Origin of the sequence: Mangrovicella endophytica, assembly GCF_002893625.1 — a bacterium.
GTDB lineage: Bacteria > Pseudomonadota > Alphaproteobacteria > Rhizobiales > Rhizobiaceae > Mangrovicella > Mangrovicella endophytica.
Window position 1 is genome coordinate 109,838 of the sequence record NZ_PKMZ01000001.1, and the last position, 25,251, is coordinate 135,088.

The window sequence follows — 25,251 nt, forward strand, 5'->3', positions numbered from 1 at the left end:
ATGCCGATTGCCTCGCTGCGTAACTGTACCAAGCGCTATCCCGGCGTCGTGGCCCTTTCGGGGGCGAGCTTCGCCGTGGAGGCCGGCGAGGTCCGTGCGCTGCTCGGCAAGAACGGCGCGGGCAAGTCGACGCTGATCCGCATGCTCACCGGCGCCGAGGCGCCGGACGAGGGCGAGGTCCTGATCAATGGCGAGCCGCTCATGCAGAGCGGCTCCCTGCGGGCGGCGGAGAGCTTCGGCAGAGGCGTGCGCGTCGTCTACCAGGAGCTCAGCCTCGTGCCCGGCATGTCGATCGCCGAGAACCTCTTTCTCGGCCGCTGGCCCACCGGCGGCGGCGTGATCCGCTCCAAGGAGATGGAGGCGCAGACGCGGCGCGCTCTGGGGCTGCTGGGCCTCGACCTGGCTCCCTCGCGGCTGGTGGAGACACTCAGTTCCGCCGAGCGCCAGCTCGTCGAGATCGCCCGCGTCCTGCTGGGCGAGCCCAAGCTGGTGATCCTCGACGAACCGACGAGTTCGCTGGCCGCCGCGGAAGCGGACAAGGTGATCGAGGCTGTTCAGCGCATCGCCGAACGCGGCATCGGCGTGGTCTATGTCAGCCACCGTATGGACGAGATCCGCCGCATCGCGCGCTCGGCGACGATCGTGCGCGACGGGCGGATCATCGACACCGTGGATGTCGGCAGCGCCGACACGCGCGAAATCGTGCGGCTGATGCTCGGCACCGAGGCGGAAAATGCTGCCTCGCCAGTTTCAGTGGCTCGCGAGCGGACCGTCCTCGGCGTCGAGGGCCTGGCGCTCTCGCCCAAGCTGGAGAACGTGTCCTTCGATCTCCGCGAGGGCGAGGTGCTCGGCATCGCTGGCCTGCTCGGCTCGGGGCGCACCGAACTTCTGCAGGCGATCATGGGCATCCGGCACCCGGAGGCCGGCGTCATCCGCGTCGACGGCGTCGAGGTGGGACGGCCCGACTTCCGCGCGATGGTGCACAGGGGTTTCGGCTACACGCCGGAAAACCGCAAGGACGATGGCATTATCCCGCTGCTCGGGGTGGATGAGAACGCCGTCGCCAGCGATTTCGGCAAGGTCGAGAGTGCAGGCATCCTTTCTGCGCCGAAGATTCGCGCGGCGGCCGAGGCCGTGATCCAGCGCCTCCACGTCAAGACGCCCCGCTCCGACACGCCAATCGGCACCCTGTCCGGCGGCAATCAGCAGAAGGTGGTGATCGGCCGCTGGGTTCATGCCGACAGCCGGATCCTCCTTCTCGACGAGCCGACCCGCGGCGTCGACGTCGAGGCCAAGGCCCAGATCTACGCCATCATCCGCCAACTCGCGGCCGAAGGGCGAAGCATCATCTTCGTGTCGAGCGAAGTCGAGGAGCTGCCGCTGGTCTGCGACCGTGTGGCCGTTCTCCGCGACGGCCGACTCCGTGAGGAATTCCATACACCGAACATCGATCAGGACGCGCTGATGGCCGCCTGCATCGACGCCCATTGAGAGTACACACCATGCCCGTTGAAACTGGCGGAGTCGCCGCACCGGCAGCGAGCCGCAGCCGCCGCTTCTCCCAGCACATGAACGAGCTGAGCCTCTTTGCCGCGATCGTCGTGCTCTATGTCGTGTTCGGCTCGATGGCGGACGGCTTCCTGTCGTTCAACAACCAGATCAACATCCTGCGCGACGCGGCCACCATCGGCATTGCCGCCTGGGCGGCGACGCTGATCATCATCGCCGGGGAGATCGACGTCAGCGTCGGGCCAATGGTCGCCTTCATCTCGGTCGCCCTCGCCTACATGCTGCAGGGCGGCATTCCGACGCCGCTCGCCTTCGTCGCCGCGATCCTCGTCGGGGCGGCGCTCGGCTCCATCGCTGGCGTCCTGCGCGCCTATTTCGACGTGCCGTCCTTCGTCGCGACGCTCGGTCTGTGGAGCGCCCTGCGCGGCACGGCGCTGTTCGTCACCGACGCGCTGCCGGTGTCGATCGGCCGCAACGATATCGTCGACGCGCTGGACCGCTCCGTGTTTGGCATTCCACCGGCTGCAATCGTGATGCTGGTGCTCTTTGCGATCTTCGCCTTCGTGAGCCGCAAGACAGCGTTTGGCCGCTCGGTGTTCGCCATCGGCGGCAATGCCCAGGCCGCCTATCTCAGCGGCATTCCAGTGGCGCGGATCCGCGTCGCCCTGTTCGCAATTGGGGGCGCCATGGCGGCGGTGAGCGGCATTCTGCTTCTGTCCCGGCTCGGATCGGGCAATGCGACGGCAGCTTCCGGCCTGGAGTTCGATGTCATTGCCGCCGTTGTGGTCGGCGGCACAGCCCTGTCCGGCGGTCGCGGCTCGATGCTCGGCACGCTGCTCGGTGTCCTCGTCATCACCCTCATCGGTAACGGTCTGGTGCTGCTCGGAATCAACCCGTTCTTCCAGCAGGTGGTGCGCGGCGTCATCATCGTGGTGGCGGTGCTGGCAAATATCCAGGCGATCAAGCGGAGCCGGGCCTGACATGACGTTGATCAGCCTTGCCGGCGACGGCTTCGAAGCGCGCGTTTCCACAGAAGGGGGCATTCTGACACGCCTGCGCTGGAGCGGCGTGCCGCTCCTGCGCGACACGCCGGACGATGCCGATGCGCTGCACGCCGCCTGCTATCCTCTCGTTCCTTTCGGCAATCGGGTGCGCGGCAACCGCTTCAGCTTCAAGGGCGCCGAGTACCGCTTCGAGGCCAACACCGCCTGGGATCCGCACTATCTGCATGGCGAGGGTTGGCTCGGCGCCTGGACGGTCGAAAACGCCGATGCGAAGTCGGCCGAGCTTGTCTTTCGCCATGCCGGCTCGAACGGTACCCCCTACCGCTACGAGGCTCGCCAGACCTTTGCCGTCAGTGATGACGGCTTCGAGATGCAGCTTGCCGTCACCAACCGTGGAGAGCAGCCGCTGCCTTTCGGGATCGGCTTTCATCCTCACTTCCCGCTCACGCAGGAAACGACCCTTTTGGCAGAGGCCGAGAGGTTCTGGACCGAGGCCGAGGGCTGGCTGCCGGGCGAACGGGCGCAGACGCCGGAGGACCTGGATTTCAGGACGAAGCGGCGCCTGCCGGAACGCTGGGTGAACAACGGCTTCGAAAACTGGAGCGGCCACGCCGAGATCGAATGGCCGGAACGCGGGACAGGACTGGTCATCGAAGCCGGACCGCGTCTGCGCCATGCCTTCCTGTTCGTGTCCGACACCGATTTCGATCCGTCCTATCGGCGCGACTACTTCTGTTTCGAGCCGATGAGCCACCTGGCCGACGGCCACAACATGGACGATCTCGGCGGCCTCACCGTTCTCGCCCCAGGAGAAACAATCGCCGACTTCATGCGGCTTCGGCCGTCGCATCTCTGACGACAGATCTTCAAGCGGCGCAGCGCTGTGGAGCAAGCATGCCGAACGATACCACATTGGACTACATCATCGTCGGCGGGGGCAGCTCCGCCTGCGTCGTCGCAGCCAAGCTGGTGCGCGAGGGTCGCGCCCGCGTGCTGCTTCTGGAGCGGGGGCCGCGGCAGGCCAACCCGATCATGAGCATTCCCGCCGGCTACATGAAGTTCCTGGCGAAGGACACCTACCTCGCCATGCATAAGACCGAGCCGCAGCCGCAGCTCGACGGACGCGGGCCTGTGGTGCCGCAAGGCAAGGTGCTCGGCGGCGGCGGCACCGTCAACGCGATGGTCTATATGCGCGGCCAGGCGGCCGACTTCGACCGCTGGAACACAGCCGTGACGCCTCCCGGGGCTCAAGGTGACCGGTCCTGGTCCTATGAGGACATGCTGTCCTACTTCAAGGCGCAGGAGGACAACGACCATCTTGCCGGCGAGTATCACGGGGTCGGCGGACCACTGAAGGTCTCGCATCTCGGCCATACGAGCCCGATGACCAGGGCCTATGTGAAGACGATGCAGGGTCTCGGGATGCCCTACAACCCGGACTTCAACGGTGCCTCGCAGTTCGGCGTCGGCTTCATGCAGCATACGATCGACTGGGCGACGCGCCGCCGCTCCGCAGCGGTCGACGCCTTTCTGAAGCCGGTCATGGACGACCCGCTCCTGACGGTCGAAACGGAAGCGACCGTCACCGGCCTGCGCATGGAAGGTGTGCGCGTCGTCGGCGTCGATTACCTCGCAGGCGGTAGCCGCAAGTCAGCGACCGCTGGTGTGGAAGTGCTGCTTGCAGCCGGTGCCTATCAGACGCCGAAGCTCCTGATGCTCGCCGGCATCGGCCCGGAGACCGAGCTCGGCCGGCATGGCATAGACCTGCGCGTCTCGCTGCCGGGCGTCGGCGCCAACCTCCAGGACCATTACGAGGTGCCGGTCGTCGCCACTACGAAGGGCGCCTTCGGCTATTACGGCCAGGATCGCGGCCTGCCGATGCTGCTGGCAGGCCTGCAATATCTTCTGTTCCGGAGCGGCCCCGCCTCGACGACGGGGGTCGAAACCTGCGCCTTCCTCGACCCGGAGAACGGTGATCGCAATGCGCCGACCATCCAGATGTTCTGCGTGCCGACCGTCTATCTCGACCGCGACGTTCTGGGCACGGACCCTGGCCACGGCGTGACCATCAACTCGTTGCTGCTGCGGCCGAAGGCGCGCGGCCGCGTCACGCTGCGCTCCGCCGATCCTCTGGCCGATCCCGTCGTCGACACGGGCATCTTCGGCCATCCCGACGATCTGAAGACCACGATGGCGGGCTTCCGCTTTGCGCGCGGCGTCCTGGCTGCCTCGCCGATGAAGGAGCTGATCGACCGTGAGATCTTCCCCGGTCCGGACGTCGTGAGCGACGAGGATCTGGCGCGCCACTGCCGGCGAACCGTGAAGACCGGCTACCACCCCGTCGGTACGTGCCGCATGGGCCACGATGCGGACGAGGATGCCGTTCTGACGGCGGATCTGCGCGTGCGCGGCACGTCGGGCCTTCGGGTCATCGATGCTTCGCTGATGCCCAACATCGTCAGCGGCAACACCAATGCCGCCGTCATGGCCGCCGCCGCCAAAGCCGCCGACCTCATCCTTACGCAGTCAGTCTCATGAAGATCACCAAGCTCTCCACCTACATCGTTCCACCGCGCTGGATGTTCCTGAAGATCGAGACCGACGAAGGCGTCGTCGGCTGGGGCGAGCCGGTCGTCGAGGGGCGAGCGCACACCGTGGAAGCGCTCGTGCACGAGCTTGCCGACTATCTGATCGGGCGTGACCCCTTTCTGATCGAGGATCACTGGAACGTCCTCTACCGCGGCGGCTTCTATCGAGGCGGCGCGATCCACATGAGCGCGCTGGCCGGGATCGATCAGGCGCTGTGGGACATCAAGGGCAAGGCCTTGGGCGTGCCGGTCCACCAGCTGCTCGGCGGCCGCTGCCGCGACCGGATCAAGATCTATTCCTGGATTGGCGGCGACCGTCCGGACGATCTCGCCCGGCAGGCTAAGGACGCGGTGGCCCGCGGCTTCACCGCGCTGAAGATGAACGGCTGCGAGGAGATGCAGATCGTCGACACGCATGACAAGGTGGAGAAGGCCGTCGCCGCCATCGCGGCCGTGCGCGAGGCGGTCGGTCCCCATGTCGGCATCGGCGCAGACTTCCATGGCCGCGTGCACAAGCCCATGGCGAAGGTGCTTGCGCGGGAACTCGAACCTTACAAGTTGATGTTCATCGAGGAGCCGGTGCTGTCGGAGAATCGTGAGGCGCTGGCGGAGATCACCAAGCACTGCTCGGCGCCCATCGCACTCGGCGAGCGCCTGTATTCCCGCTGGGACTTCAAGGGCGTGCTGGCCGACGGTCTTGTCGACATCATCCAGCCGGATCTGTCGCATGCGGGCGGCATCACCGAGTGCCGCAAGATCGCGGCGATGGCCGAAGCCTACGATGTGGCCCTCGCGCCGCACTGCCCCCTCGGGCCGATCGCACTTGCGGCCTGCCTGCAGGTCGATGCCGTCAGCTACAATGCCTTCGTGCAGGAGCAGAGCCTTGGCATCCACTACAATGCCGGCAACGACCTCCTGGACTATCTGGTCGATCCCGGCGTGTTCACCTACGAGGGCGGCTTCGTCGCGATACCCGACGGTCCAGGCCTCGGCATCGAGATCGACGAGGCCGTGGTGATCGAGCGGGCGCGCCAGGGGCATCGCTGGCGCAACCCGGTCTGGCGTCACGCCGACGGCAGCGTGGCGGAGTGGTGAGCCGAATGGGTCGTCTTTCGGGCAAGCGCATCATGGTGACGGGCGCTGCGCAGGGCATCGGCGCAGCCATCGCCGAGGCTTTTCACCGTGAGGATGCGCATCTCCTGCTGCTCGACCGCGATGGCGAGCAGTTGAGCAACACGGCGGAACGTCTGCGCCAAACCGGCGCAAGGCTGGCCACCGCCACTGCCGACATCACCGACGCTGCGGCGATCGCCGCGGCGGTCGCGGACGGAGAGCGCGTGCTCGGGCCGATCAATGCCCTCGTCAACAATGCCGGCATCAACGTCTTCGCCGAGCCGCTCCAATCGAATGATGCCGAATGGGATCGCTGCTTCGACGTCAATCTCAAGGGCGCGTGGAACTGCTGCCGCTCGGTTCTGCCGGGCATGATCGAGGCGGGCGGCGGCGTGATCCTCAACATCGCCTCAACCCACGCCTTCACCATCATCCCGCACACCTTCCCCTATCCGCTGGCAAAGCACGCGCTGCTGGGTCTGACGAAGTCGCTCGGGCTCGAATATGCCTCAAAGGGTGTGCGTGTGAATGCGCTGGCGCCGGGCTACGTAGCGACGGCCAAAGTCCTCGACTGGTGGAACTCGTTCCCTGACGCGGAGGCTGCCAAGGCTGAGACGATGCGGCTGCATCCGGGGGGCCGCATCGCGACGCCGGAGGAGATCGCTCTCGCCGCCGTGTTCATGATTTCTGACGAATGCCCGTTCATGAACGCGACGTGCCTGACGGTCGACGGCGGCCTTAGCGTGCAGCAGCATCCCGCTTAAACGAGGCAACAAGTGATCACAGGCACCAGCCATCCTGCCGTGGCCTGCTGCGTTGGCTCGACCCGCTTCACTGGCACGTCGGCCTCCGCGTAGCCAGCAAGCCCACCATACATCGCTCGGATTGGCGGTACTCACGAAAGGGCATGCCAAGACGCCGCTCGCCCGCTTGTGACACCCGATACTCTCGCAGATGCCCGGATGCCTGAAGCTGCCGTATCTCAACGTTCGGCAAGCACTCCGTGGGGCTCCATTGCCATTCGAGGCGCAGAGTAGATCAGCAAGCAGGCTTTACCGACTTCCATAAGTCCGTTTATAAGGACTTTATGACCAATGCTGCGCTGTACGATCGAAGCCGTTCGCCGCTGTACATGCAGGCGGCAAGCCAGTTTCGTCTGAAAGTTCAGCGCGGCATCTGGGCACCCGGCTCGCAGATCCCAGTGCTCGAAGATCTCCAAGCCGAATTCGCACTGTCCAGGGCCACGATCCGTGAAGCACTCGACATGCTTGAGCGTGAGGGACTGATCGAACGATTCCGCGGCCGCGGCACCTTTGTACGAAGCAAGCTGCCGGAGCGTCAGTCTCACCGGCTTCCGACCTCATGGGATGGGCTCCTCGCCAGTTTGCGCAACGTCGAGCCGAAGCTCGTCCAGCCGATGCGCCGCGAAGGGGCGGGCGCCCTGCAGGGCATTCTCGCTGGCAAGGCCGATGGTGCCTATGTCTGGTTCCAGCGCGTTCATTCCCGCGCCGACGATCCCTATTGCCTGATCGACATTCGGCTCCGGGCAGACGTCTTCGACGCCGATGCCGAGCGGTTCGCCCGAACCCCTGTCATCCTCGTCCTGGCCGACCGCTATTGTGAGCAGATCGGATCGGCTTTCCAGCGCGTCACCTTTTCCAACGCGGATGAGGCTTCGGCAAGCGCTCTCGGGATCGCGCTCGGGGCGCCAGTCGTCGAGATCCTGAGAACGCTGGTGGATCCCGAAGGGAGGGTCCTAGTCCATACCTATGCGCGGTACCCAGGAGAGTACGTGCAGATCGATTTCGAATTCGCATTGGACGGCCATGCGCGGACGGCCGCCGGGAGGAATGTTTGCAACGCTTGATCGAATTTGGATGGCGGCTCCTGCCGTTTATGGCGGTCATCCTTCTCTGGTACGTCGTTCGCTGGAGCGGCGTCGTGGATCAGGGACTTCTGCCGCCGCCGCATCTCGTCTTTCTTGATATCTGGCAGCGCAGCGTCGAGGGTACTTTCCTTGCCGACGCGTGGATGTCGATCCGCCGAGTGCTTCTCGGTCTGTTCTTCGGCATGCTCCTGGCGGTGCCGGTGGGCTTCCTGATCGGCTGGAACCGCAGCATTCGCCGCTTCGTCGACCCGCTCGTCAACTTCTTTCGCGCACTGCCGCCGATCGCGCTGATCCCGCTGGCAATCGTTTATCTAGGGATCGGCGAGGTGGCGAAGGTCGCCATCCTCTTCTACGCGGCATTCTTTGCCGGCGTGATCGTGATGTACGAAGGTATGTCGCAGATCAATCCGCTGTATGTGCGGGTATCCCGGACGCTCGGCGCCACCGACTGGGAGGTCTTCTACAAGGTCATCGTGCCGCTCACGGTGCCGCATGTCCTGACGGCTGCGCGCGTTGCGCTCGGCGTGGCCTGGGCGACGCTTGTCGCCTCGGAACTTGTTGCGGCCCAGAACGGGCTCGGCGCCGTGATCCAGAACGCCAGCGCCTTTTTCCAGCTGACGACGATCTATGCTGGCATCGTTGCCATCGGGTTCTTCGCCCTCATCATGGATGCGCTTCTGCGGGCGGCCTCACGGCATTTTCTCGACTGGCAGGAGCGCGCGACGCAATGAGCGTTTCACAACGAAGCTCGGGCGTGGCTGAGGACGTCAAGCGGGTAGCCGCTGCCGAGACAAAGGTCCGCTTCCAGAACGTGTCCAAGTCCTATGGATCGATCGAGGTTGTCCGCGACGTCTCTTTCGACATCAACGAAGGCGACTTCATCGCTCTTGTCGGGCCGTCGGGCTGTGGCAAGACGACGATGATGAACATGCTGGCCGGGTTCACCAAGCCAGACAGTGGGGCGGTGCTCCTGGAGGGGCGACCGGTCGAAGGACCGGGGCCGGACCGCGGAGTCATGTTCCAGGACTATGGCGTCTTCCCGTGGCTCACCGTCGAGAAGAACATCCGTTTCGGCCTCGATCTCGCTGTCAAACGCGGCATGTCGAAGCCGGAAAAAACGGAGATCGTGGAGCGGTACATGGCGCAGATGCGCCTGACCGAGTTTCGAAAGGCGTGGCCGAAGAACCTCTCCGGCGGCATGAAGCAGCGCCTCGCTCTGGCGCGTGCCTATGCGGCCAATCCGCATTTCCTGCTGATGGACGAGCCGTTCGGGGCGCTGGACGCCCAGACCCGCAGCGACATGCACGACCTCCTGCTCGAAATGATGCAGGCAGAGCGCAAGACCGCTCTCCTGATCACCCATTCCGCCGAGGAGGCGATCTATCTCGCCAACCGGATCTTCGTCATCTCGGCCAGGCCTTCGCGCGTCGTCGAAGAGCTAACCATTCCCTTCGGTGAAAAGCGGGATCGCGATCTGCTCGACACACCCGAGTTCATCGAGCGGCGACGGCACCTGCGCGACATCGTCATGAAGCAATACGCCGATCAGCAGGCCCTTCGCTGACGGAACAACAAAGGGGAGGAAAGAATGAGCATCAACAGACGCAATCTCTTGAGGACCGCGGCGCTGGGCGGCATCGCGACCCTAGCCGCACCGTCCATCGTCCGGGCCGTTGGTTCGGCGGAATCGATCCGGGTCGGATATCTGCACACGCTGGCCGTGGACGGGCACATCTTCACCGCCGAGGCGAACGGCTTGTGGGAGGAGCAGGGTCTGAAGCCGGAACTGACCCGCTTCTATACAGGCCTCGAGCTGTTCCAAGCCATGGTCGGCAGTGCGCTGGACATGCTGGCCACGGGTGCTGTGCTCTCGAACTTCCCGGCGCGCGGGCAGGGGAAGGTTTTTCTCATCAACAATGTCGAGTTTGCCACCGCGCAGCTCTGGGTCAATCCGGAGATGGGCGTGTCCTCTTTTCAGGATCTGAAAGGCAAGCAGATCGCGACCTCGATCGGCACGACGGCGCATGTCTTCCTTGCTACCGCGCTGAAGGCTAACGGCATCGACCCGAAGTCAGACGTTTCGATCATCAATCAGCGCATGCCGGATGCGGTGACTGCCTTCATCTCGGGCGCGGTCCCGGCCGTCGCGCTGTGGGTTCCGTTCAATGTCCAACTGAAAGCGCGGGTGCCTGGCGCGCAGATGCTCGTCGATGCTTCGAAATATTATCCCGAGGCGGCGATCCTCGGCGGCTGGGCGGCTCGCAACGACTATTATGAAACCAAGAAAGATGTTCTGGAGCGTGTCATCAAGGCCTGGCTGCCGGCCAACAAGCGTCTCGTCGAGCAGCCGGACGAGACGCTGGCGGTGCTCCAGAAGACCCAGTATTCCGACGTCCCGCTGGACGAGTTGAAGGCGCAGTACGAGGCACAGAAGCTCTTCCCCGCAGCCGAATGGGCGAAGATGTACAAGGACGGCACCGTCACGTCCTGGCTCGACAGGGTCACCGATTTCTATGCCGAGGTTGGCGGCATGACCAATCCGGTGTCCGCCAAGGACTACTTCGATCCGAGCCTCTACCTGAAGGTCGCCGGGCAGGGCTGAGCGTCTCGCTCAACACATGACGGAGAGCCGCAGCCGGCCTTTGGCGGCCGGCCGCCAAGAGCGACATGGTCCAGGCGTTAGTCTCGTTGCCACCTCGTCATCGCCGTCGCGGCGTCTGCGTTCCCGACGCAGGCTGCGGGAACAGCATCGAAGGCGTTGTCGGATCGACGGTTCCGGGTGCCGCCGAAGAGGGAAGATCAGGTGCGCCGAACCGCCTGAACGTCCTCGATAAGATGACCGCCGGACGATGGTTGCTGTCTCCGGCGTCCCAACAGAAACAAAAGGCCCGCCATTCCTTCGTCCTTGTGAGGCGAAACGCGTGGTCCGCGGCCAGCAGGGTTGAACGGGCAGAACAGTATGCGTGCAACGATCCTCGTTCATCGTATCCCAGTCGAAACACCGGTTCAGACATCCTTCGGCGTCATGACCGATCGCCCCTCGGTGATCCTGCGTGTCGAAGACGAAGATGGCGCAATTGGCTTTGGCGAAGTCTGGTGCAACTGGCCGAGCGTCGGCGCGGAGTATCGTGCGCGGCTTCTCGAGGCGGTGATCCTGCCACTGGTCGCGGACCTCCGCCTTATCGACGATCCGGCGGCGCTGTGGGATAGACTTACCCTCCGGCTGCGGATTCTCGCGATCCAGTCCGGCGAGCCGGGGCCGATCGCCCATTGCCTGGCGGGCCTCGAATGCGCTTTGCAGGATCTGATGGCGCGTCGCGCGGGACTTCCGCTCGCCCGCTACCTTTCTGACAACGCGTCGCAGAGCATCGCCGTTTATGCCAGCGGCATCAATCCGACAGGTGCTCCGCAGACGGCTGAACGCGCCATCGCATCCGGTTACCGCGCCTGCAAGGTGAAGATCGGCTTCGACCCGGGCCGAGACCGCGAGAATCTTCTCGGCGCGCGCTCCCTCATCGGGGGCGGCAATCGCCTGATGGCCGATGCCAACCAGGCCTGGTCACTGCCTGTAGCGCTGCAGTTCGCGGAAACGGCTGAAGAGGCTGGCCTGTTCTGGCTCGAGGAACCGCTGGCGCACGATGCGCCGGACGAGGACTGGAGAGCGCTGGGTAAAGCATTGAGCACGCCGCTCGCCGCCGGCGAGAACTTCCTGGGCAAGCAGGATTTCGAATCCCTGCCAGCGGCACGAAGTTTGGGAGTGCTCCAGCCCGATCTCGGTCGCTGGGGCGGTATCGGGCAGATGATGGCGATCGGCCATGAAGCTCGGCGGAAGGGGTTGTTGTTCTGTCCGCATTGGCTCGGGGGCGGCGTCGGCCTGCTCACCTCTTGCCATGTCAAGGCGGCCCTCGACGACGCCGACGGCTTCGTGGAAGTCGACTTCAACGACAATCCGATGCGCAGCGAAATCGCCGCCGAGGTGTTCGGGACCCTCGATGAGGGCCGCGTCGTCCTGTCCAATAAGGCCGGGATCGGGATCGACGATGCCGCAGTCGATGCATTCGACGCGCATCTGGTGGTCTCCCGCGATGTCCGGCTCTAAGGGGAGGCTGCCATCGTGCGCCAGGAATACGATTTCATCGTCGTGGGATCCGGTTCGGCTGGCTCTGTTCTCGCCAACCGCCTTTCGGCGGATCCGTCAGTGCGCGTCCTCGTCATCGAGGCGGGCGGGCCGGACAGGAACTTCTGGCTCAAACTTCCCGTGGGCTATTTCCGGACGATCTACGATGCGCGCTTCTCCCGCATTTTCGAGACCGAGCCCGGCGAGGGCTCCGGCGGCCGCGCCATTCCCTGGCCGCGCGGACGCATCGTCGGCGGGTCGAGCTCCATCAACGGCTTGATCTTCATCCGCGGGCAGCACGAAGACTTCGACGACTGGGCGCAGCTCGGCGCCGTCGGCTGGTCCTACGAGGACGTTCTGCCGCACTTCAAACGGCTGGAGCGGTTCCAGGGCGGCGAGGACGCCTACCATGGGCGGGACGGCGATCTCCCGGTTTCGGCCCTTCGCAACCAGAACGAAGCCTGCCAAGCCTGGGTGCGAGCGGCGATGGAGTACGGGCTTCCGTTCAACCCGGACTTCAACGGCGAGACGACGAAGGGCGTCGGCACCTACCAGCTGTCGATCGGCCGCCGTTATCGCGCAAGCGCGGCTGCGGCCTTCCTGCGACCTGCCTTGAAACGCGACAATATCGACCTTCTGACTAAGGCTCATGTGACGCGGGTGGTGATCGAGAAGGGCCGGGCGGTTGGCGTGGCGGTCAGCGTCGGCGGCAGCGTCCGAACGATCCGTGCGGCGCGCGAGGTCATTCTTTCGGCCGGCGCCGTTCAATCACCGCAGATCCTCGAGCTCTCGGGGATCGGCGCGGCGGGGCGTCTGCGCGAGCTCGGTATCTCCTGCATCGTCGATGCGCCGGAGGTCGGCGAGAACCTGCAGGACCATTATCAGATGCGCCTGATCGTGCGGCTGAAGCGCAGGCTTTCGCTGAACGACGACGTGCGCAACCCGCTGAAGCTCGCACGCATGGGCCTCGACTGGCTGCTCGCCGGAAAGGGGCCTCTGACGGTTGGTGCGGGGCAGGTCGGCGGCGCGGCCGCGACATCGTACGCTTTCGGCAATCGGCCGGACGTGCAGTTCAATGTCATGCCCTTGTCCGTCGACAAGCCGGGAACGCCGCTCCATCGCTATTCCGGCTTCACCGCTTCGGTGTGGCAGTGCCACCCGGAGAGCCGTGGCTGCGTTCACGCGGTCAGCACCGACGCGTTCGCGTCGCCGCGCGTTGCCCCGCGCTACTTCGAGCGCGATATCGACAGAAAAACCATCGTCGAGGGCGTTCGCATCCTGCGCGAGATCAACAGGCAGCCGGCCTTTCGCGATCTTTGGGAGGAGGAGGTCGTGCCGGGCCCGTCTCGGTCGTCCGAGGCGGAGATATGGGACGCTGTCCGCTCGCTCGGCGGCACGGTGTTCCATGCCGTCGGCACCTGCCGGATGGGCGCCGATAGCGCATCGGTTGTCGATCCTGAACTGCGGGTGAGGGGTGTTGAGGCGCTTCGCGTGATTGATGCGTCTGTCATGCCGAAGATCACCTCCGCCAACACCAACGCCGCGACCCTCATGATCGCGGAAAAGGGTGCGACGATGATCACGAAAAGCACTGGGCCGAGCAGCGTGTCCGTCGATACAGACCGTCTCGAGCGGGCATAATTCGGCATCCCGGCACGGACCGCCGCCCGAGATGCTATCCTCTCGAACGGCACCACGTCTGTGAGGAACATTCAGATGAGCTGCTGATAATCTTGATATCGGCGTGTCGTGAAGACGGCGGCGTTGCGACTGCTGTCGGGTGGCGCTCGTCGCGGACGGATGGACTCACCACAACCTGAGGTAGCTTATTCTCTTCAATAGACGGTAGTACAACTTCCGAGATATAGTTGCCATGCCCGAAAGGTACGTTCTACTCTTAACCAACTGTGGTGATTTTAACTCAATCTACATCTCTTCGCGCTGCCCGGCTTGCGCAAATCCCGATGCGATGTGCTAACTCCACGCCAAGATGTTCACAGAGCGTCTGTCGCTGGGGGTTAGAGTCTTGAAAAAGCTGCAATTCGTACTGGCCGCCTGGGGCGCGGTGATGAGCTGGACTGCTCCAGCTGGGGCAGGCGACCTCGTTTATACCCCGGTGAACCCCTCCTTCGGCGGCAACCCGCTGAACTCCTCGCACCTGCTGGCGATCGCCAACGCCCAGCGGGATGCCACCGCGAGTGACGCAGATGACGGCGACGGTCTTTCATCCGGAGGCGGTTCGGGGGGTGGCGGTTCAAGCAACAGCCAGGCCGACCTCTTCGTAAGCCAGCTGCAGGGGCGTCTTCTTTCCGCGCTCGCCTCCCAGGTCACGGAGGCAATCTTCGGCGAGAATCCTCAGGATCAGGGTACGGTCAGGTTCGGTGACACGACAGTCACCTTCGATCGCACGCTCGACTCCATCCGGCTGACCATTGCGAATGGTCTCGACGGGACGGTCACCGAGATCGTCGTACCGCAGCTCGTCACTTCTTCCAGCCTGAACTGATCCGCATCGCGCTTCCGGAAAAGGGGATCCGGCAAGCGTAAGCGTTCCGAGGGGAAACATGCCGATGTCGATCTGGCCGCGACTGAGCTCGCGACTTGCCGTTATAACTGTGTCCGCCGCCCTCTTACCGATGGCCGGCTGCGTGACCAAGGAGGCCGCGATCGATGCCGCGCCCGTGGTCGCGCCCGTTTCCCAGCCCAATGACGATCTCCGGCGCATTCCGCCGCCGAGCGAGAAGACGGTTGTCGCCGTCTATGACTACGAAGATCTCACCGGGCAGTTCAAAGAGCGTGAGAACGTCCAGTCGCTGTCGCGTGCCGTGACCCAGGGCGGCGCGGCCATGCTGATCCAGGCCTTGCAGGATGCCGGCGAGCGCCGCTGGTTCACGGTGCTGGAGCGCAAGGAGCTCGACGATCTCCTGAAGGAGCGCCAGATCGTCACCGAGATGCGGCGTCTCTACCGCAACGAGACGCAGATCGACGCCTCGGTGATCCCGCCGCTGCTGCATGCCAACATCATTATCGAAGGCGGCATCATCGGCTACGACACCAACATCATGACGGGCGGCGCGGGTGCCGGCTTCCTCGGCATCACCGGCGACACCAAGTACATCCAGGATGTCGTCACCGTGACGCTGCGGGCCGTGTCCACCAAGACGGGCGAGGTCTTGAGCACGATCACGGTCCGCAAGGCGGTCGCCTCCTATTCGCTGCAGGGCGGCGCCTTCCGTTACGTGAAACTCAATCACCTGCTGCAGGCAGAGGTCGGCGTGACCTACAACGAGCCCAAGCAGATCGCCGTGCAGTCGGCGATCGAGAAGGCCGTGGAAGCCCTGATCGTCGAAGGGTCAGAGCTGGGGATCTGGAGCTTCCAGGATAAGCAGGCGGGCCAGGCCTATATCGATGCCTACCGCACCGAGGAATATGGCGACAGGCTCACCGCCGCGGCACAGAACGTACCGCCGCCGGCGACGCGGGATGCTGCCAGTACCGTGCAGACAGTGCCGGCCGCAGCACCGCAGGTGACGCAGCGCGTCATCCGCGGACCGGTCCGCCAGCCGGCGACGACGGGTGTGACGACGCAGCCGTCCAGACAGCAGAATCTGCGACAGTTGCCTGGCGTTCCGGGCAACGCGCCAATCCAGCGCCAGATCCAGGAGCAGGCACCGCGGCAGCTGCCGCCGGCGCCCGCGCCGAACGAAGGTGCCGTCGGCTCCAACGAGCCGCGCGAGAAGACGACCCGGGTGGCCGCCAGCGTCACCTGACCGGATCAAGCGCAATGAGGGGGAAGGGGTAGAGCGAAGGTCATGACCTTCGCTTAGGTGCGCGGCGTTCGCCCGCACGGCAGGGAGGATGGTCTCGCATGCCTGATCGCAAGGTGCCGATGCCGGTCAAGCTATTGGTCGCCGAGGGACATGCGCTGTTTCGGGCCGGCTTGCGTTTCCTGCTGCAGGAATTGGCAGTGGAAGTCGAGCTGCACGAGGCGGCCGACGCCGGCGAGCTGCGCAAGGCGCTCAGCGCCGCCCGCTTCGATCTCGTGCTTGTGGATCAGCTGATCGCAGGGCCTGACGCCATGCTGTCGATCCGCGACATCTGCGAGCGCGCCGAAGGCGCGCCCGTCGCGGTGCTCTCCGGCATCGATGATCCAAACTTGATCCGTGCCGCCCTGGACGACGGAGCGGCCGGATTTATTCCGAAGAACTCGTCGCCCCGCGTCATGATACAGGCCCTGCGCCTGATCCTCGCGGGCGGCATCTATTTGCCGCCGGTGATCCTGTCGCTGCTGCCGCGCACGATACGTGAGGAAAAGCTGGACGGGCGTCGCACCGCTCTAACCGCGCGCCAGCAGGAGGTCTGGAGCCACCTTGCACGCGGCGCTTCGAACAAGCAGATCGCGCGCGTCCTTGCCCTTTCGGAGGGTGCGGTGAAGGCTCATGTGGCGGGGCTTCTGCGTCTGCTCGGCGCCCGCAACCGGACGGAAGCGCTGGTGCGGGCCCAGGAGGCCGGCTGGAGCGATGCCGAGGCTGCTCAGCGCATTGAGGTTTCGGGCAACGGCCAGGCCGGCTTCACCCCTGCATCGAATCCGGTGTCGCTCCGGGAAGCCGAACCGAAAATGTCGAGCCCACGCCCGGAAACGAGCGGACGCTGATCGACAGGCCCGCGTGCCGCGCGACGGCGTTGGCGACGGCAAGACCGATGCCGAGGCCCTGAATTCCTAAGTCGATCGTCTCGTCGTCCCTGCTCAGCGGACGGAAACTCGTCGGCGCCCGCGCGGCCGGAAAGCCGGGCCCGCTATCGATAACCCTGAGGTCGAGATCGGCGCCGCAGCGGCGGCAGCCGACGAGAACACGCCTGCCTGGCGAAAAGCAGATCGCGTTGATGATCAAGTTGCGCAAGATGATCTCCAGCGCCAATGCATCCCCGACATAGGCCGCATCGGATGCGACCATCCGCAGGTCGACCTCCTGGTCGGCGGCAAGCGCCGCGACCTCGAGCGAGAGTCGCTGGAAGATGTCCCTGATGAGCGAGCGCCCCTGCAGATGTCTTGCCAGCACATGGTGAGCCCTGACGAGGTCGAGCAGGGACGCGACGCGGCGGCGCAGCTGCATCAACCCGGCGCGCGCCTCCGCCGCAATGGCCGCGGCGCTGTCCGGCGCACGTCCCGCAACGCCGACAAGCAAAGCAACGGCGTCGACGGGCTCATAGATTTGCCTGGCGATCGCATCGAGATTTTGCTGCGTCACCAATATGCCGTCAGACATTCTCTTGCTCGTGTCCGCCACGATTCTTTAGAACGGAGTTCGTGGGCTTCGTTAATCTAAACGCTATCATCGATCCTGCGGCGGACCAGCGAAACAAGGTCTGAAGCCAGAGCTTCATGGCGTGACCGACAGACCCTTCGATCTGACTTCCGGTCCAACGGCTAGGCCATTCGGCTGGAGCGTCGTCATAGTCCGCCTTTCGGACCTTCCTAGGACCGCCTCTCAACCCTGGCTGTAATCCGGCAAGAAGCTGATAAAGATAGGAAAAATCGTTATCTCTGAGCATCGGGAACGTCTTATCGCCTCTCCCTTGCTCCGAGCCTCCTCCGAGGCCGCACGGGGCTGGCTTAACGTTACCGAGCGGTCACTGAGCTGCGTCCGTGGCGGCCAATTGACCGTGCGATGGCCGATCTCCTATAGCTTAATAAGCCGTTAACGCCGCCGGGCTGGGAGGCCCGCTGCAAGTAACGGTGGGGGAGTAGGCAAGAACAAGGACAGTCCGGATTCGCGGTGTGGGCCGATGGGTCTGCGCACGATGGCGGCTTGTCTGGCGCTCGCCGAGGGGCGCTCCCGTCCTGTTTCGACCGCATTCTTCACGGGCGAAGGTGCGTCGTCTTCGAACGGAGCCGAGTGGTCGTCGGACGACCGGCCCGATTTCAGATCAACGAAACCGCGGCGCGAAGCTTTGCGGGGGCAAGGATTTTACGGATGATCAGCTTCAAGAAGATGCTTCTCGCGGCCACGGCTGTCGGCCTGGTTTCGGCATCAGGCGCCGCCTACGCCGGCAGCAACGACACCGATGTTCGCCAGAACGGCAACGAGAACCGCGCTCGCGTCGTGCAGAATGGCCAAAACAACCGCGCCGGCAGCAACAGCGTCGGACCGACCTACAACCACCGCGTCCAGCAGAACGGCGACCACAACGAGTTTACCGCGACACAGACGGGTGCCGCGAACAAGATCGCGACCGGTTCGCCGTTCAGTGGCCAGAGCGGTGTCGTTCAGCAGGGCGCCTACAACAAGATCACCATCGACCAGTCCTCGTCCGCCAACACCGCCGAGACGGTCAACGGCAACTACGTCTATACGGTGAAGCAGACCAGCGCCGCCACTGCGACGGCCGCCACGAACGAGCTGACCGTCAACCAGAGCGCCGGCACCTCGTCGCCGGCGAACTTCGTCCGGCACCGGATCGAGCGCGTCACGCAGACCCACACCGGCGGCACCAAAAACGCCATCACCGTGACGCAGCGCGGCGCGGACTCGGCTAACAATCAGTCCGGCAACAACATCAACGTATTGTCCCAGAATGGCGCCGGCAACACCGCCACGGTGACGCAGGATGGCAAACGCAACTTCGTCAGCGAATTGTCGCAGACCGGTTCGGACAACACGTCCAGCCTGTCCTTTACCGGCAACTCGAATGGCTCGGGCTCCCTCGCGGGCGTCGCCGCGGCGGCGGGCGCGGCGGCGAGCAAAGTTCTGCAGAACGGCTCCGGCAACATCGCCAACATCTCGGCGACGGGCGACAGCAACCAGTTCGGTGTGAACCAGAGCGGCACGACCAACACGGTCGGCACGCTCGTCATCACCGGCAGCCGCAACGAACTCGGTGTCAAGCAGAACGGGTCGACCAACGTCGCGACCCTCGGCGTCATCGCCGGCAGCGACAACCAGGTCGGCATCAACCAGAATGGCACTAATACTCTGTCGCTCGACCTCTACGCCTCGAGCGGCCTCAACGACGTGTCGGTTACGCAGGACGGCACCAACGATGCCGACATCGATGTCACCGGCAACTCGAATGCGGTAACGCTCGGACAGGGCCTGAACGGCGGCAGCGGCGGCTTCAACACGGCCGACCTCGATGTCGTCGGTGACAGCAACATCCTCAACGTCCAGCAGGCCGGCGGTCTGGTGGGCAGCAAGAACAGCGCGACCGTCTCGATCACCGGCAGCAACAACAACACGTCGGCCTTCAACACGGCCTTCTTCGGTACGACCTCGCTGACGCCCGGCAGCATCACGCAGACCGGCAACGGCAACAGCGTGAACCTGACGGTCGGCGGTGCGGCCAACGCGGACAACAACACGTTCGCGTTCAGCCAGACCGGCGGCAACAGCAACAGCATCACCGGCGCGGTGAACGGCAGCGGCAATCAGGCACTGGTGGTCCAGGTCGGTTCGTCGAACATCACCAACTTCTCGCAGACGGGCAGCCAGAACTTCGTCAGCGTCAACCAGTAACCGCCGAGCGAAGCTCCGACCGACCATTGAGGCCAGCGGTGGGTTTTCACCCGCCGCTGGCCTTTTTCGTTTTGCGCGCTACGGAGGCAACTTGTTGGAGAACATCCGCATGTAAAGCGGGTGGCTTGCGGCAAATCGTCTTGTCATGCGGAGCAGATATATTGGGTGGAAGCTCGTCGTAGCGGATTTTCAACCCGGAACCGATTCGCGGTATTCTTGTGGCCGAGCGATCCGGATTCCGAGTGCCATGCTTCATGGCATAACCGACTGGCCACCGTCAGATTGGTTTAGCCAGACGGCCTAGTCGTTCGGCCCGCCCCGCATCCATCAGCGTCTTTTGGACATAGCGGGCGCTGCAGCGGTTGCTCGGTAGATGTAAGGTAAGTAGCTGATCTATTAGGCACAAAATCCATATCGCGGACGCTCGAGGGCGGTGGTCTTGCGGGTTGATCCGAGGCCCGGGCCAGCCGAGGCAGACTGGACACTTAACGTTACCGGTGGGTCATCAAGCTCTGTGCGCCGCTGGCAATTGACCCTCCATCGGCCGGTCTTCTATAGCTTAATCAGCCGTTAACGCCGCTGGCCAGAAAAGCCGGCAGCAAGTAACGGTGAGGGTGAGGCAAGAACTGACAACGAGCCGACGTCGCAACGCAGAGCGTCCAGCCTGCGGCCGAAGGCGGCTTGCTCGATGTATCGCCGAGGGGCGCTCTCGTTCGCATCGATCCGTCCTTCGCGGGCGAAGGTGGATCACACGGAGCCGAGTGGTGACGGGACTACCGGTTCAACACGGACTTTAACGAGACCGCGGCGCGACGCCGGGCAGTTTTTAGAGGGTGCAACCAATGGCGCATTTCAAGACGATCCTCCTTGCGGCGACGGCCCTGACCGTGATCGCAGGTGCGGCTCACGCGGCCGATAACGATTCTGCCGGCAACAAGTCCTACATCTACCAGGGCACGTTCGACGGCTCGGTCTCGCGTGACAACACGGCGGCGATCGACCAGAGCGCCGGAACAGACAATGAGGCCGGCAACGCCGCGCAGAATCTCCTGCAGCACGGCCAGGAGAACAAGATCTCCGTCACGCAGTCCGGCAGCAGCAACGATGTGGGCCTGACCGGCGACGGCGTCGAGCAGTACGGCTACCGCAACACGCTGACGATCTCGCAAACCTCGAACTCCAATGTCGTCGGCGAGGTGATCCAGCGCGCCGGAAACCGTTCTGGCATCACGCCGAGGGCGCTGGCGATCGCGAACACCGACTCCAACGCCGTGCAGGTCACGCAGGGCGGCACGGGCGGCAACACCGTGGAGTCGGTGAAGCAGACCAAGGACCGTCCGGGCGACGCGAATGCGACGACGATCAACCAGACCGGCGGTAACAACCGCGTTGCCAAGGTCGAGCAGACAGGCGCGGGGAACAACGCCAACCTGACCTTTTCGGGTTCCAGCAACGGCCGCGGCCTGCTGACCGGCGTTGCCAGCGTCGGCGCCGCCAGCAGCTCGGTTTCCCAGTCCGGCACCGGCAACGCGGCCAGCCTGAACGTCACGGGGTCGCAGAACCAGTTCGGCATCTCGCAGACGGGCACCAGCAACACGGTCGGCCAGCTGACGATCACCGGCACCGCCAACGAACTCGGCATCCTGCAGAACGGTGACACCAACGTGGTTGCGCTTGGCACCGTGGATGGCAACGACAACCAGATCGGGCTCCAGCAGTACGGCACAAACACCGCGACGGTGAACGTGCGCGGCGCCCAGAGCAACAAGAACGACGTGTCGGTCTACCAGAACGGCACTAACACGGCTTCGCTCACGATCGGCTCCGTCGGCGGCGCTTCCGACAACGCCTTCACGCTATCGCAGACCGACTTCAACAGCGCGACGCTCGTCGTGAAGGCCGGCAACTCCAACCAGCTCAACGTCACCCAGTCGGGCAGCTCCGTCGGCAGTGAAAACTCGGCGACCGTCAACATCTGGGGCAGCTTCAACAACGCCGGCAGCTTCGGCGCCAATGATGCCGGCTCCATCGGCCTCACCGCCGGCAATCTGATCCAGTCGGGCTCGGGCAACAGCATCGCCATGACCGTCGGCCTCACGGACGCCTCGAACGGCAATCTGTTCGCTTTCAAGCAGAACGGCTCGAACAACTCGATCACCGGCTCGATCGACGGCAACAACGGCGCCGGCACCGGCCTCAGCACCGGCAACCAGGTTGCCGTGCTGCAGACCGGCAACGGCAACAGCACGACTTTCGCGCAGGTCGGCTCGGGCAACGTCATCGGCGTCCAGCAGTAAGGTCAGCCGAGAGCATCCAGACGAGCGGTCGGGCCAGTCGGCCCGACCGCACCGGCTTTTCGGCCCACGCAGCGGGCCCGAACTCATGAGGCACGGCGGATCATGAAGGTTGAGGCGTCGACGATCGCAGTCGGACTGGTGCTTCTGATCGGCGGCTCCGCTTCCGCCCAGACGGCCGGCGACAACTTCGTCTATATCGGCCAGACCGGTGATACGAATACGATCGCCATCTCCCAGGACGGCAACGCAAACACCATCGGTGGTCCTGCCGACGGTCTTCCGCTGTCGCAGGACGGGCGCTACAACACCATCACCATCGAGCAGACGGGCTCAGGCAACGCCGTCGCCACCAACAGGCGGCAGGGCGTGCGACCAAGCCTCGGCCTGGTCGCGACGGGCACCGGCCAGGTGGGTGACCGCAACATCATCGACATCGTCCAGGAAACGCCAATCGGCGGCCTTGCGACCAATGCGATCGAGGCGATCCAGCAGCAGACGGTTGCCGCCTTCGGCGCGGCAGCGCAGGCTGCAAACTCGCTGGTGCTGCGCCAGGTGTCGCTCGGCATCGCGCAGACGGTGGGCCAAGTCATCCAGAAGAACACTGCGACCGGCGTAGGTGAGGGCGTCACCAACCTCGTGACGATCAGCCAGTCCGGCGACAGCGCCGGCGCCGGCAATACGCTCGTCACCGCCTATCAGGAAGGTCAGGGTAACCGGGCCGATGTCACCCAGTCGCGCTCCGGCCAGCGGATCGAGACGGTAAACCAGAACGGCATCGGTAATGGTGCGGTTCTGGAGCAGTCGCGCGGCCTCGACAACAGCGTCCTCGCAGTGGAGCAGATCGGCCTCTTGAACGAGTTGCGGCTGCTGGAAAGCGGCTCGCGCAACATCGTCGCCAAGATCCTGCAGAACAACAGCGGCGTCGGCATCTCCGGCAACAAGGTCACGCTGACGCTTGCCGGCGACGACAATGGCGGCGACGGCTCCGGAGGGCTCGGTGCCTTTGCGCTGCTGCCGGCGAGCTGGAACATGTTCCAGGCGCTCGTCTCCCAGATCGGCGACGACAACAGCATCAGCTACGTGACCTCGGACGAGAGCGCCAAGAACCTCTACGGCTTTCTGCAGGAAGGCGATGGCAACGGCGCCACGGGCACAGTCAGCGGTGACGACAACGAGCTCGCCATTCGTCAGGTCGGCGACGACAACGGCATGACCTTCCGCCAAGCTGGCAATCGCAATGCCGCCGCAAGCGAATTGTGGGGCGAGCGCAACAGGCTGACGCTGACGCAGACGGGAGACGGCAACATGGCGCTGGCAACCGTCGGCTCGAAGTCTGCGGCGGGCAGCGACAACGTCCTCTCGCTGGTCCAGTCCGGCGGTGCCAATGTGGCGCAAGCCGCCGTCACCGGCGACCTCAACCGGATTCAGGTGAACCAGACTGGTTCCGGCAATCGTGTGACGACCTCTCTTGTCGGGATCAGCAACAACGCGCCTGAGGCGGCTGTGTTTTCGGGCGATCAACTCACGGCAAGCCTCGCCGCCGGTATGAAGTCGGGCGATATCCTGCAGACCGGAAACCTCAACAGTGTCGATCTCGCTTTGACCGGAGACCTCAACGTGTTCGCCTTCTCGCAGAAGGATCAGGACAACCGGATCTATGCCATCATCTCCGGGTCCGGGAACCAGGCGGTGGTGACGCAGGCGGGGATCGGCAACGTCGCGTCCTTTTCGCAGCGCGGAAAAGGCAACGGACTTTCCATCCAGCAGTAGGGTGGCGGGATCAACAACGGCAGGAAGCAGAAAAAGCAAGTTGCTTAAAATGCGAGAGATCGGCGGAAAATGACCTTAAGTCGCATGCGCCATAGTCCGGGCAAGACAAACCCGGAGCCGTTCGATGAACCGAGTGCGCGCATGTCTCGCCATTGGCGCGATGCTGATGTCCTTTCCGGCCGCGGCCGAGAACTCGCTGGTGATCCTCTCCGCGCCGAACCTTCTGAATGTCGCGGATCTGACGATCACCGGCAATGGCAACCAGTTGAGCCTTCTGCAGGAGACGAGCCTCGACGCGGCGGCGGCGAACACGATCCGCGTCAGCATCTCCGGCAATGGCAATGGCGGGCCGGCGGGCTCGGTCTTCAGCGGCGCGGCACTCAGCTCGGGCCTGATGCCCGGCAGCCTGACGCAGACCGGGCAGGGCAACCTTGCCAGCCTGGACGTGATCGGATCGCGCAATCTCTTTGCCATGCTGCAGCAGGGCAGCCACAACATGATCACCGGCTCGATCTCGGGTACGGGAAACCAGGCGGCGGTCCAGCAGTTCGGCGGCAACAACTTCGCCTCGTTTTCGCAGAGCGGAACGGGCAACAATATCAGCATCACGCAAAGGTCCCGCTAAGCCAGGGACCGTCCACTCGCAGAGGTTCCGGCATGCGTCTCGCCCTTTTCGGATTGGCCATCGCCGGTGCGGTTACCGGTGTCGGCGGTTCGGCGCATGCTGACGACAACAAGCTGACGATCCTGCAGAGCGGGATCGGCAACGAGCTTGCCCTCGATCAGACGCAGGCCACCGGCAGCGAGGTGCGCGGCCTCGAACTCGGCGACTTGAACGGAGCGGGACTGCAGATCACCCCGGCCGAAGCCGCGCAGCAGCTCGGGGGCAACAACGCCGCGGATGTGACCGTCACCGGCACTGGCGACGTCTATCTCTACCAGAACAACACGGCGGGCGGTTACCCGTCCGAAGCCTCCCGCAACACCGTTACGATCCGCGCCGAGAATGGCGGCACCGGTCTTGTGGCGCAGAACGGCTCCGGCAACACGGCCACCTTGACGGTCGGCGCCTTGAGCAGTGCCGCGGCGCTGACGGTCGGGGGACAGGCAATCGACGGCGCAATCATCCAGAACGGCAACGGGAACCGCGGCACCGTCGTGACCGGTCTGAACACGAGCGGCCTTCTCGTCCAGAACGGCAACGGCAACCAAACCGTACTTGACGTGTCAGGATCGGCGGCCGGAACGTCGGTGGTCTACACGCAGAACGGCAACAATCTGAACTCGGCCACGGCAGCGCAAGTATACACGAATGCGCTGAACGGCACGGTCTCGGTGACGCAGACCTCCTTCGGCAGCGTTTCCACGCAGGGCACCGTCACCGTCACGCAGACAGCTCGCTGAGGTGTGGCCGAGATGAAGTCCTTGTGGAGCAGAGCTCTTGCGCTCGC

General features: G+C 64.4%; 21 protein-coding genes. 20 read left to right on the forward strand and 1 reads right to left on the reverse strand.

The window, feature by feature from the left end:
• The 15 genes from C0R46_RS00505 to C0R46_RS00575 all read left to right on the forward strand — a co-directional run bounded on the left by C0R46_RS00505 (window position 1) and on the right by C0R46_RS00575 (window position 16,873).
• Window positions 1-1,491 carry a sugar ABC transporter ATP-binding protein gene (locus C0R46_RS00505; protein WP_102957631.1) on the forward strand — a complete coding sequence of 497 codons (1,491 nt, stop codon included), beginning with the start codon at window positions 1-3 and terminating at the stop codon, window positions 1,489-1,491.
• 11 nt (window positions 1,492-1,502) lie between these two features.
• Window positions 1,503-2,489, forward strand: coding sequence for an ABC transporter permease (locus tag C0R46_RS00510; RefSeq protein ID WP_102957632.1), 987 nt, complete (start codon window positions 1,503-1,505; stop codon window positions 2,487-2,489).
• Window position 2,490: 1 nt separating this feature from the next.
• The gene (locus tag C0R46_RS00515) at window positions 2,491-3,369 is read left to right on the forward strand and encodes an aldose 1-epimerase (RefSeq protein ID WP_102957633.1); all 879 of its coding nucleotides are present in this window, start codon (window positions 2,491-2,493) and stop codon (window positions 3,367-3,369) included.
• Between the two features lie 38 nt (window positions 3,370-3,407).
• Window positions 3,408-5,051, forward strand: coding sequence for a GMC family oxidoreductase (locus tag C0R46_RS00520; RefSeq protein WP_102957634.1), 1,644 nt, complete (start codon window positions 3,408-3,410; stop codon window positions 5,049-5,051).
• Entirely contained in the window at window positions 5,048-6,196 is a 1,149-nt protein-coding gene (gene dgoD / locus C0R46_RS00525; protein ID WP_102957635.1) for a galactonate dehydratase, read from the forward strand. The genes C0R46_RS00520 and dgoD overlap by 4 nt, the downstream gene beginning before the upstream one ends.
• Window positions 6,197-6,201: 5 nt before the next feature.
• Window positions 6,202-6,978 (forward strand): SDR family oxidoreductase, encoded by a 777-nt coding sequence (locus C0R46_RS00530; protein ID WP_102957636.1) that lies wholly within the window; start codon window positions 6,202-6,204, stop codon window positions 6,976-6,978.
• A 323-nt stretch (window positions 6,979-7,301) separates the two neighbouring features.
• A complete protein-coding gene (locus tag C0R46_RS00535; protein WP_102957637.1) occupies window positions 7,302-8,081 on the forward strand; it encodes a GntR family transcriptional regulator in 780 nt (259 codons plus the stop codon).
• 29 nt (window positions 8,082-8,110) lie between these two features.
• Window positions 8,111-8,833, forward strand: a complete 723-nt coding sequence (locus tag C0R46_RS00540; protein WP_102958538.1) for an ABC transporter permease — start codon at window positions 8,111-8,113, stop codon at window positions 8,831-8,833.
• 23 nt (window positions 8,834-8,856) lie between these two features.
• Window positions 8,857-9,666 (forward strand): ABC transporter ATP-binding protein, encoded by an 810-nt coding sequence (locus C0R46_RS00545; protein WP_245413359.1) that lies wholly within the window; start codon window positions 8,857-8,859, stop codon window positions 9,664-9,666.
• Between the two features lie 24 nt (window positions 9,667-9,690).
• Window positions 9,691-10,704 (forward strand): ABC transporter substrate-binding protein, encoded by a 1,014-nt coding sequence (locus tag C0R46_RS00550; protein ID WP_102957639.1) that lies wholly within the window; start codon window positions 9,691-9,693, stop codon window positions 10,702-10,704.
• Window positions 10,705-11,061: 357 nt separating this feature from the next.
• The gene (locus tag C0R46_RS00555) at window positions 11,062-12,201 is read left to right on the forward strand and encodes a mandelate racemase/muconate lactonizing enzyme family protein (protein ID WP_102957640.1); all 1,140 of its coding nucleotides are present in this window, start codon (window positions 11,062-11,064) and stop codon (window positions 12,199-12,201) included.
• 12 nt (window positions 12,202-12,213) lie between these two features.
• Window positions 12,214-13,860 (forward strand): GMC family oxidoreductase, encoded by a 1,647-nt coding sequence (locus C0R46_RS00560; protein WP_102957641.1) that lies wholly within the window; start codon window positions 12,214-12,216, stop codon window positions 13,858-13,860.
• A gap of 385 nt (window positions 13,861-14,245) precedes the next feature.
• Window positions 14,246-14,725: a curli assembly protein CsgF gene (locus C0R46_RS00565; protein WP_198598206.1), complete on the forward strand. Its 480-nt coding sequence runs from the start codon at window positions 14,246-14,248 to the stop codon at window positions 14,723-14,725.
• Window positions 14,726-14,867: 142 nt separating this feature from the next.
• Entirely contained in the window at window positions 14,868-15,989 is a 1,122-nt protein-coding gene (locus tag C0R46_RS00570) for a CsgG/HfaB family protein (RefSeq protein ID WP_157944506.1), read from the forward strand.
• Between the two features lie 98 nt (window positions 15,990-16,087).
• Window positions 16,088-16,873, forward strand: a complete 786-nt coding sequence (locus C0R46_RS00575; RefSeq protein WP_102957643.1) for a response regulator — start codon at window positions 16,088-16,090, stop codon at window positions 16,871-16,873.
• Here C0R46_RS00575 and C0R46_RS00580 read toward each other — a convergent pair.
• Window positions 16,791-17,486 (reverse strand): sensor histidine kinase, encoded by a 696-nt coding sequence (locus tag C0R46_RS00580; protein ID WP_102957644.1) that lies wholly within the window; start codon window positions 17,484-17,486, stop codon window positions 16,791-16,793. The two genes, C0R46_RS00575 and C0R46_RS00580, sit on opposite strands and share 83 nt — an antisense overlap.
• Window positions 17,487-18,194: 708 nt before the next feature.
• On the opposite strand from C0R46_RS00580, the gene C0R46_RS00585 reads away from it, so the two are divergent.
• From C0R46_RS00585 to C0R46_RS00605, 5 genes are all read left to right on the forward strand, one after another.
• The gene (locus C0R46_RS00585; RefSeq protein WP_102957645.1) at window positions 18,195-19,733 is read left to right on the forward strand and encodes a beta strand repeat-containing protein; all 1,539 of its coding nucleotides are present in this window, start codon (window positions 18,195-18,197) and stop codon (window positions 19,731-19,733) included.
• A gap of 842 nt (window positions 19,734-20,575) precedes the next feature.
• Entirely contained in the window at window positions 20,576-22,030 is a 1,455-nt protein-coding gene (locus C0R46_RS00590; protein ID WP_102957646.1) for a beta strand repeat-containing protein, read from the forward strand.
• Between the two features lie 102 nt (window positions 22,031-22,132).
• Window positions 22,133-23,800 (forward strand): hypothetical protein, encoded by a 1,668-nt coding sequence (locus tag C0R46_RS00595; RefSeq protein WP_102957647.1) that lies wholly within the window; start codon window positions 22,133-22,135, stop codon window positions 23,798-23,800.
• 124 nt (window positions 23,801-23,924) lie between these two features.
• Complete coding sequence (locus C0R46_RS00600; protein WP_102957648.1) at window positions 23,925-24,425, forward strand: hypothetical protein; 501 nt, start codon at window positions 23,925-23,927, stop codon at window positions 24,423-24,425.
• Window positions 24,426-24,457: 32 nt separating this feature from the next.
• Window positions 24,458-25,204, forward strand: a complete 747-nt coding sequence (locus tag C0R46_RS00605) for a hypothetical protein (RefSeq protein ID WP_102957649.1) — start codon at window positions 24,458-24,460, stop codon at window positions 25,202-25,204.
• Window positions 25,205-25,251: the final 47 nt, after the last annotated feature.

Excerpts from the sequence above, each read along its gene's own strand:
- C0R46_RS00505 (WP_102957631.1), top strand. The coding sequence starts at position 1 with ATGCCGATTGCCTCGCTGCGTAACTGTACCAAGCGCTATCCCGGCGTC.
- C0R46_RS00510 (WP_102957632.1), top strand. The coding sequence starts at position 1,503 with ATGCCCGTTGAAACTGGCGGAGTCGCCGCACCGGCAGCGAGCCGCAGC.
- C0R46_RS00515 (WP_102957633.1), top strand. The coding sequence starts at position 2,491 with ATGACGTTGATCAGCCTTGCCGGCGACGGCTTCGAAGCGCGCGTTTCC.
- C0R46_RS00520 (WP_102957634.1), top strand. The coding sequence starts at position 3,408 with ATGCCGAACGATACCACATTGGACTACATCATCGTCGGCGGGGGCAGC.
- dgoD (WP_102957635.1), top strand. The coding sequence starts at position 5,048 with ATGAAGATCACCAAGCTCTCCACCTACATCGTTCCACCGCGCTGGATG.
- C0R46_RS00530 (WP_102957636.1), top strand. The coding sequence starts at position 6,202 with ATGGGTCGTCTTTCGGGCAAGCGCATCATGGTGACGGGCGCTGCGCAG.
- C0R46_RS00535 (WP_102957637.1), top strand. The coding sequence starts at position 7,302 with ATGACCAATGCTGCGCTGTACGATCGAAGCCGTTCGCCGCTGTACATG.
- C0R46_RS00540 (WP_102958538.1), top strand. The coding sequence starts at position 8,111 with ATGGCGGTCATCCTTCTCTGGTACGTCGTTCGCTGGAGCGGCGTCGTG.
- C0R46_RS00550 (WP_102957639.1), top strand. The coding sequence starts at position 9,691 with ATGAGCATCAACAGACGCAATCTCTTGAGGACCGCGGCGCTGGGCGGC.
- C0R46_RS00555 (WP_102957640.1), top strand. The coding sequence starts at position 11,062 with ATGCGTGCAACGATCCTCGTTCATCGTATCCCAGTCGAAACACCGGTT.
- C0R46_RS00575 (WP_102957643.1), top strand. The coding sequence starts at position 16,088 with ATGCCTGATCGCAAGGTGCCGATGCCGGTCAAGCTATTGGTCGCCGAG.
- C0R46_RS00580 (WP_102957644.1), bottom strand. The coding sequence starts at position 17,486 with ATGTCTGACGGCATATTGGTGACGCAGCAAAATCTCGATGCGATCGCC.
- C0R46_RS00585 (WP_102957645.1), top strand. The coding sequence starts at position 18,195 with ATGATCAGCTTCAAGAAGATGCTTCTCGCGGCCACGGCTGTCGGCCTG.
- C0R46_RS00590 (WP_102957646.1), top strand. The coding sequence starts at position 20,576 with ATGGCGCATTTCAAGACGATCCTCCTTGCGGCGACGGCCCTGACCGTG.
- C0R46_RS00595 (WP_102957647.1), top strand. The coding sequence starts at position 22,133 with ATGAAGGTTGAGGCGTCGACGATCGCAGTCGGACTGGTGCTTCTGATC.
- C0R46_RS00600 (WP_102957648.1), top strand. The coding sequence starts at position 23,925 with ATGAACCGAGTGCGCGCATGTCTCGCCATTGGCGCGATGCTGATGTCC.
- C0R46_RS00605 (WP_102957649.1), top strand. The coding sequence starts at position 24,458 with ATGCGTCTCGCCCTTTTCGGATTGGCCATCGCCGGTGCGGTTACCGGT.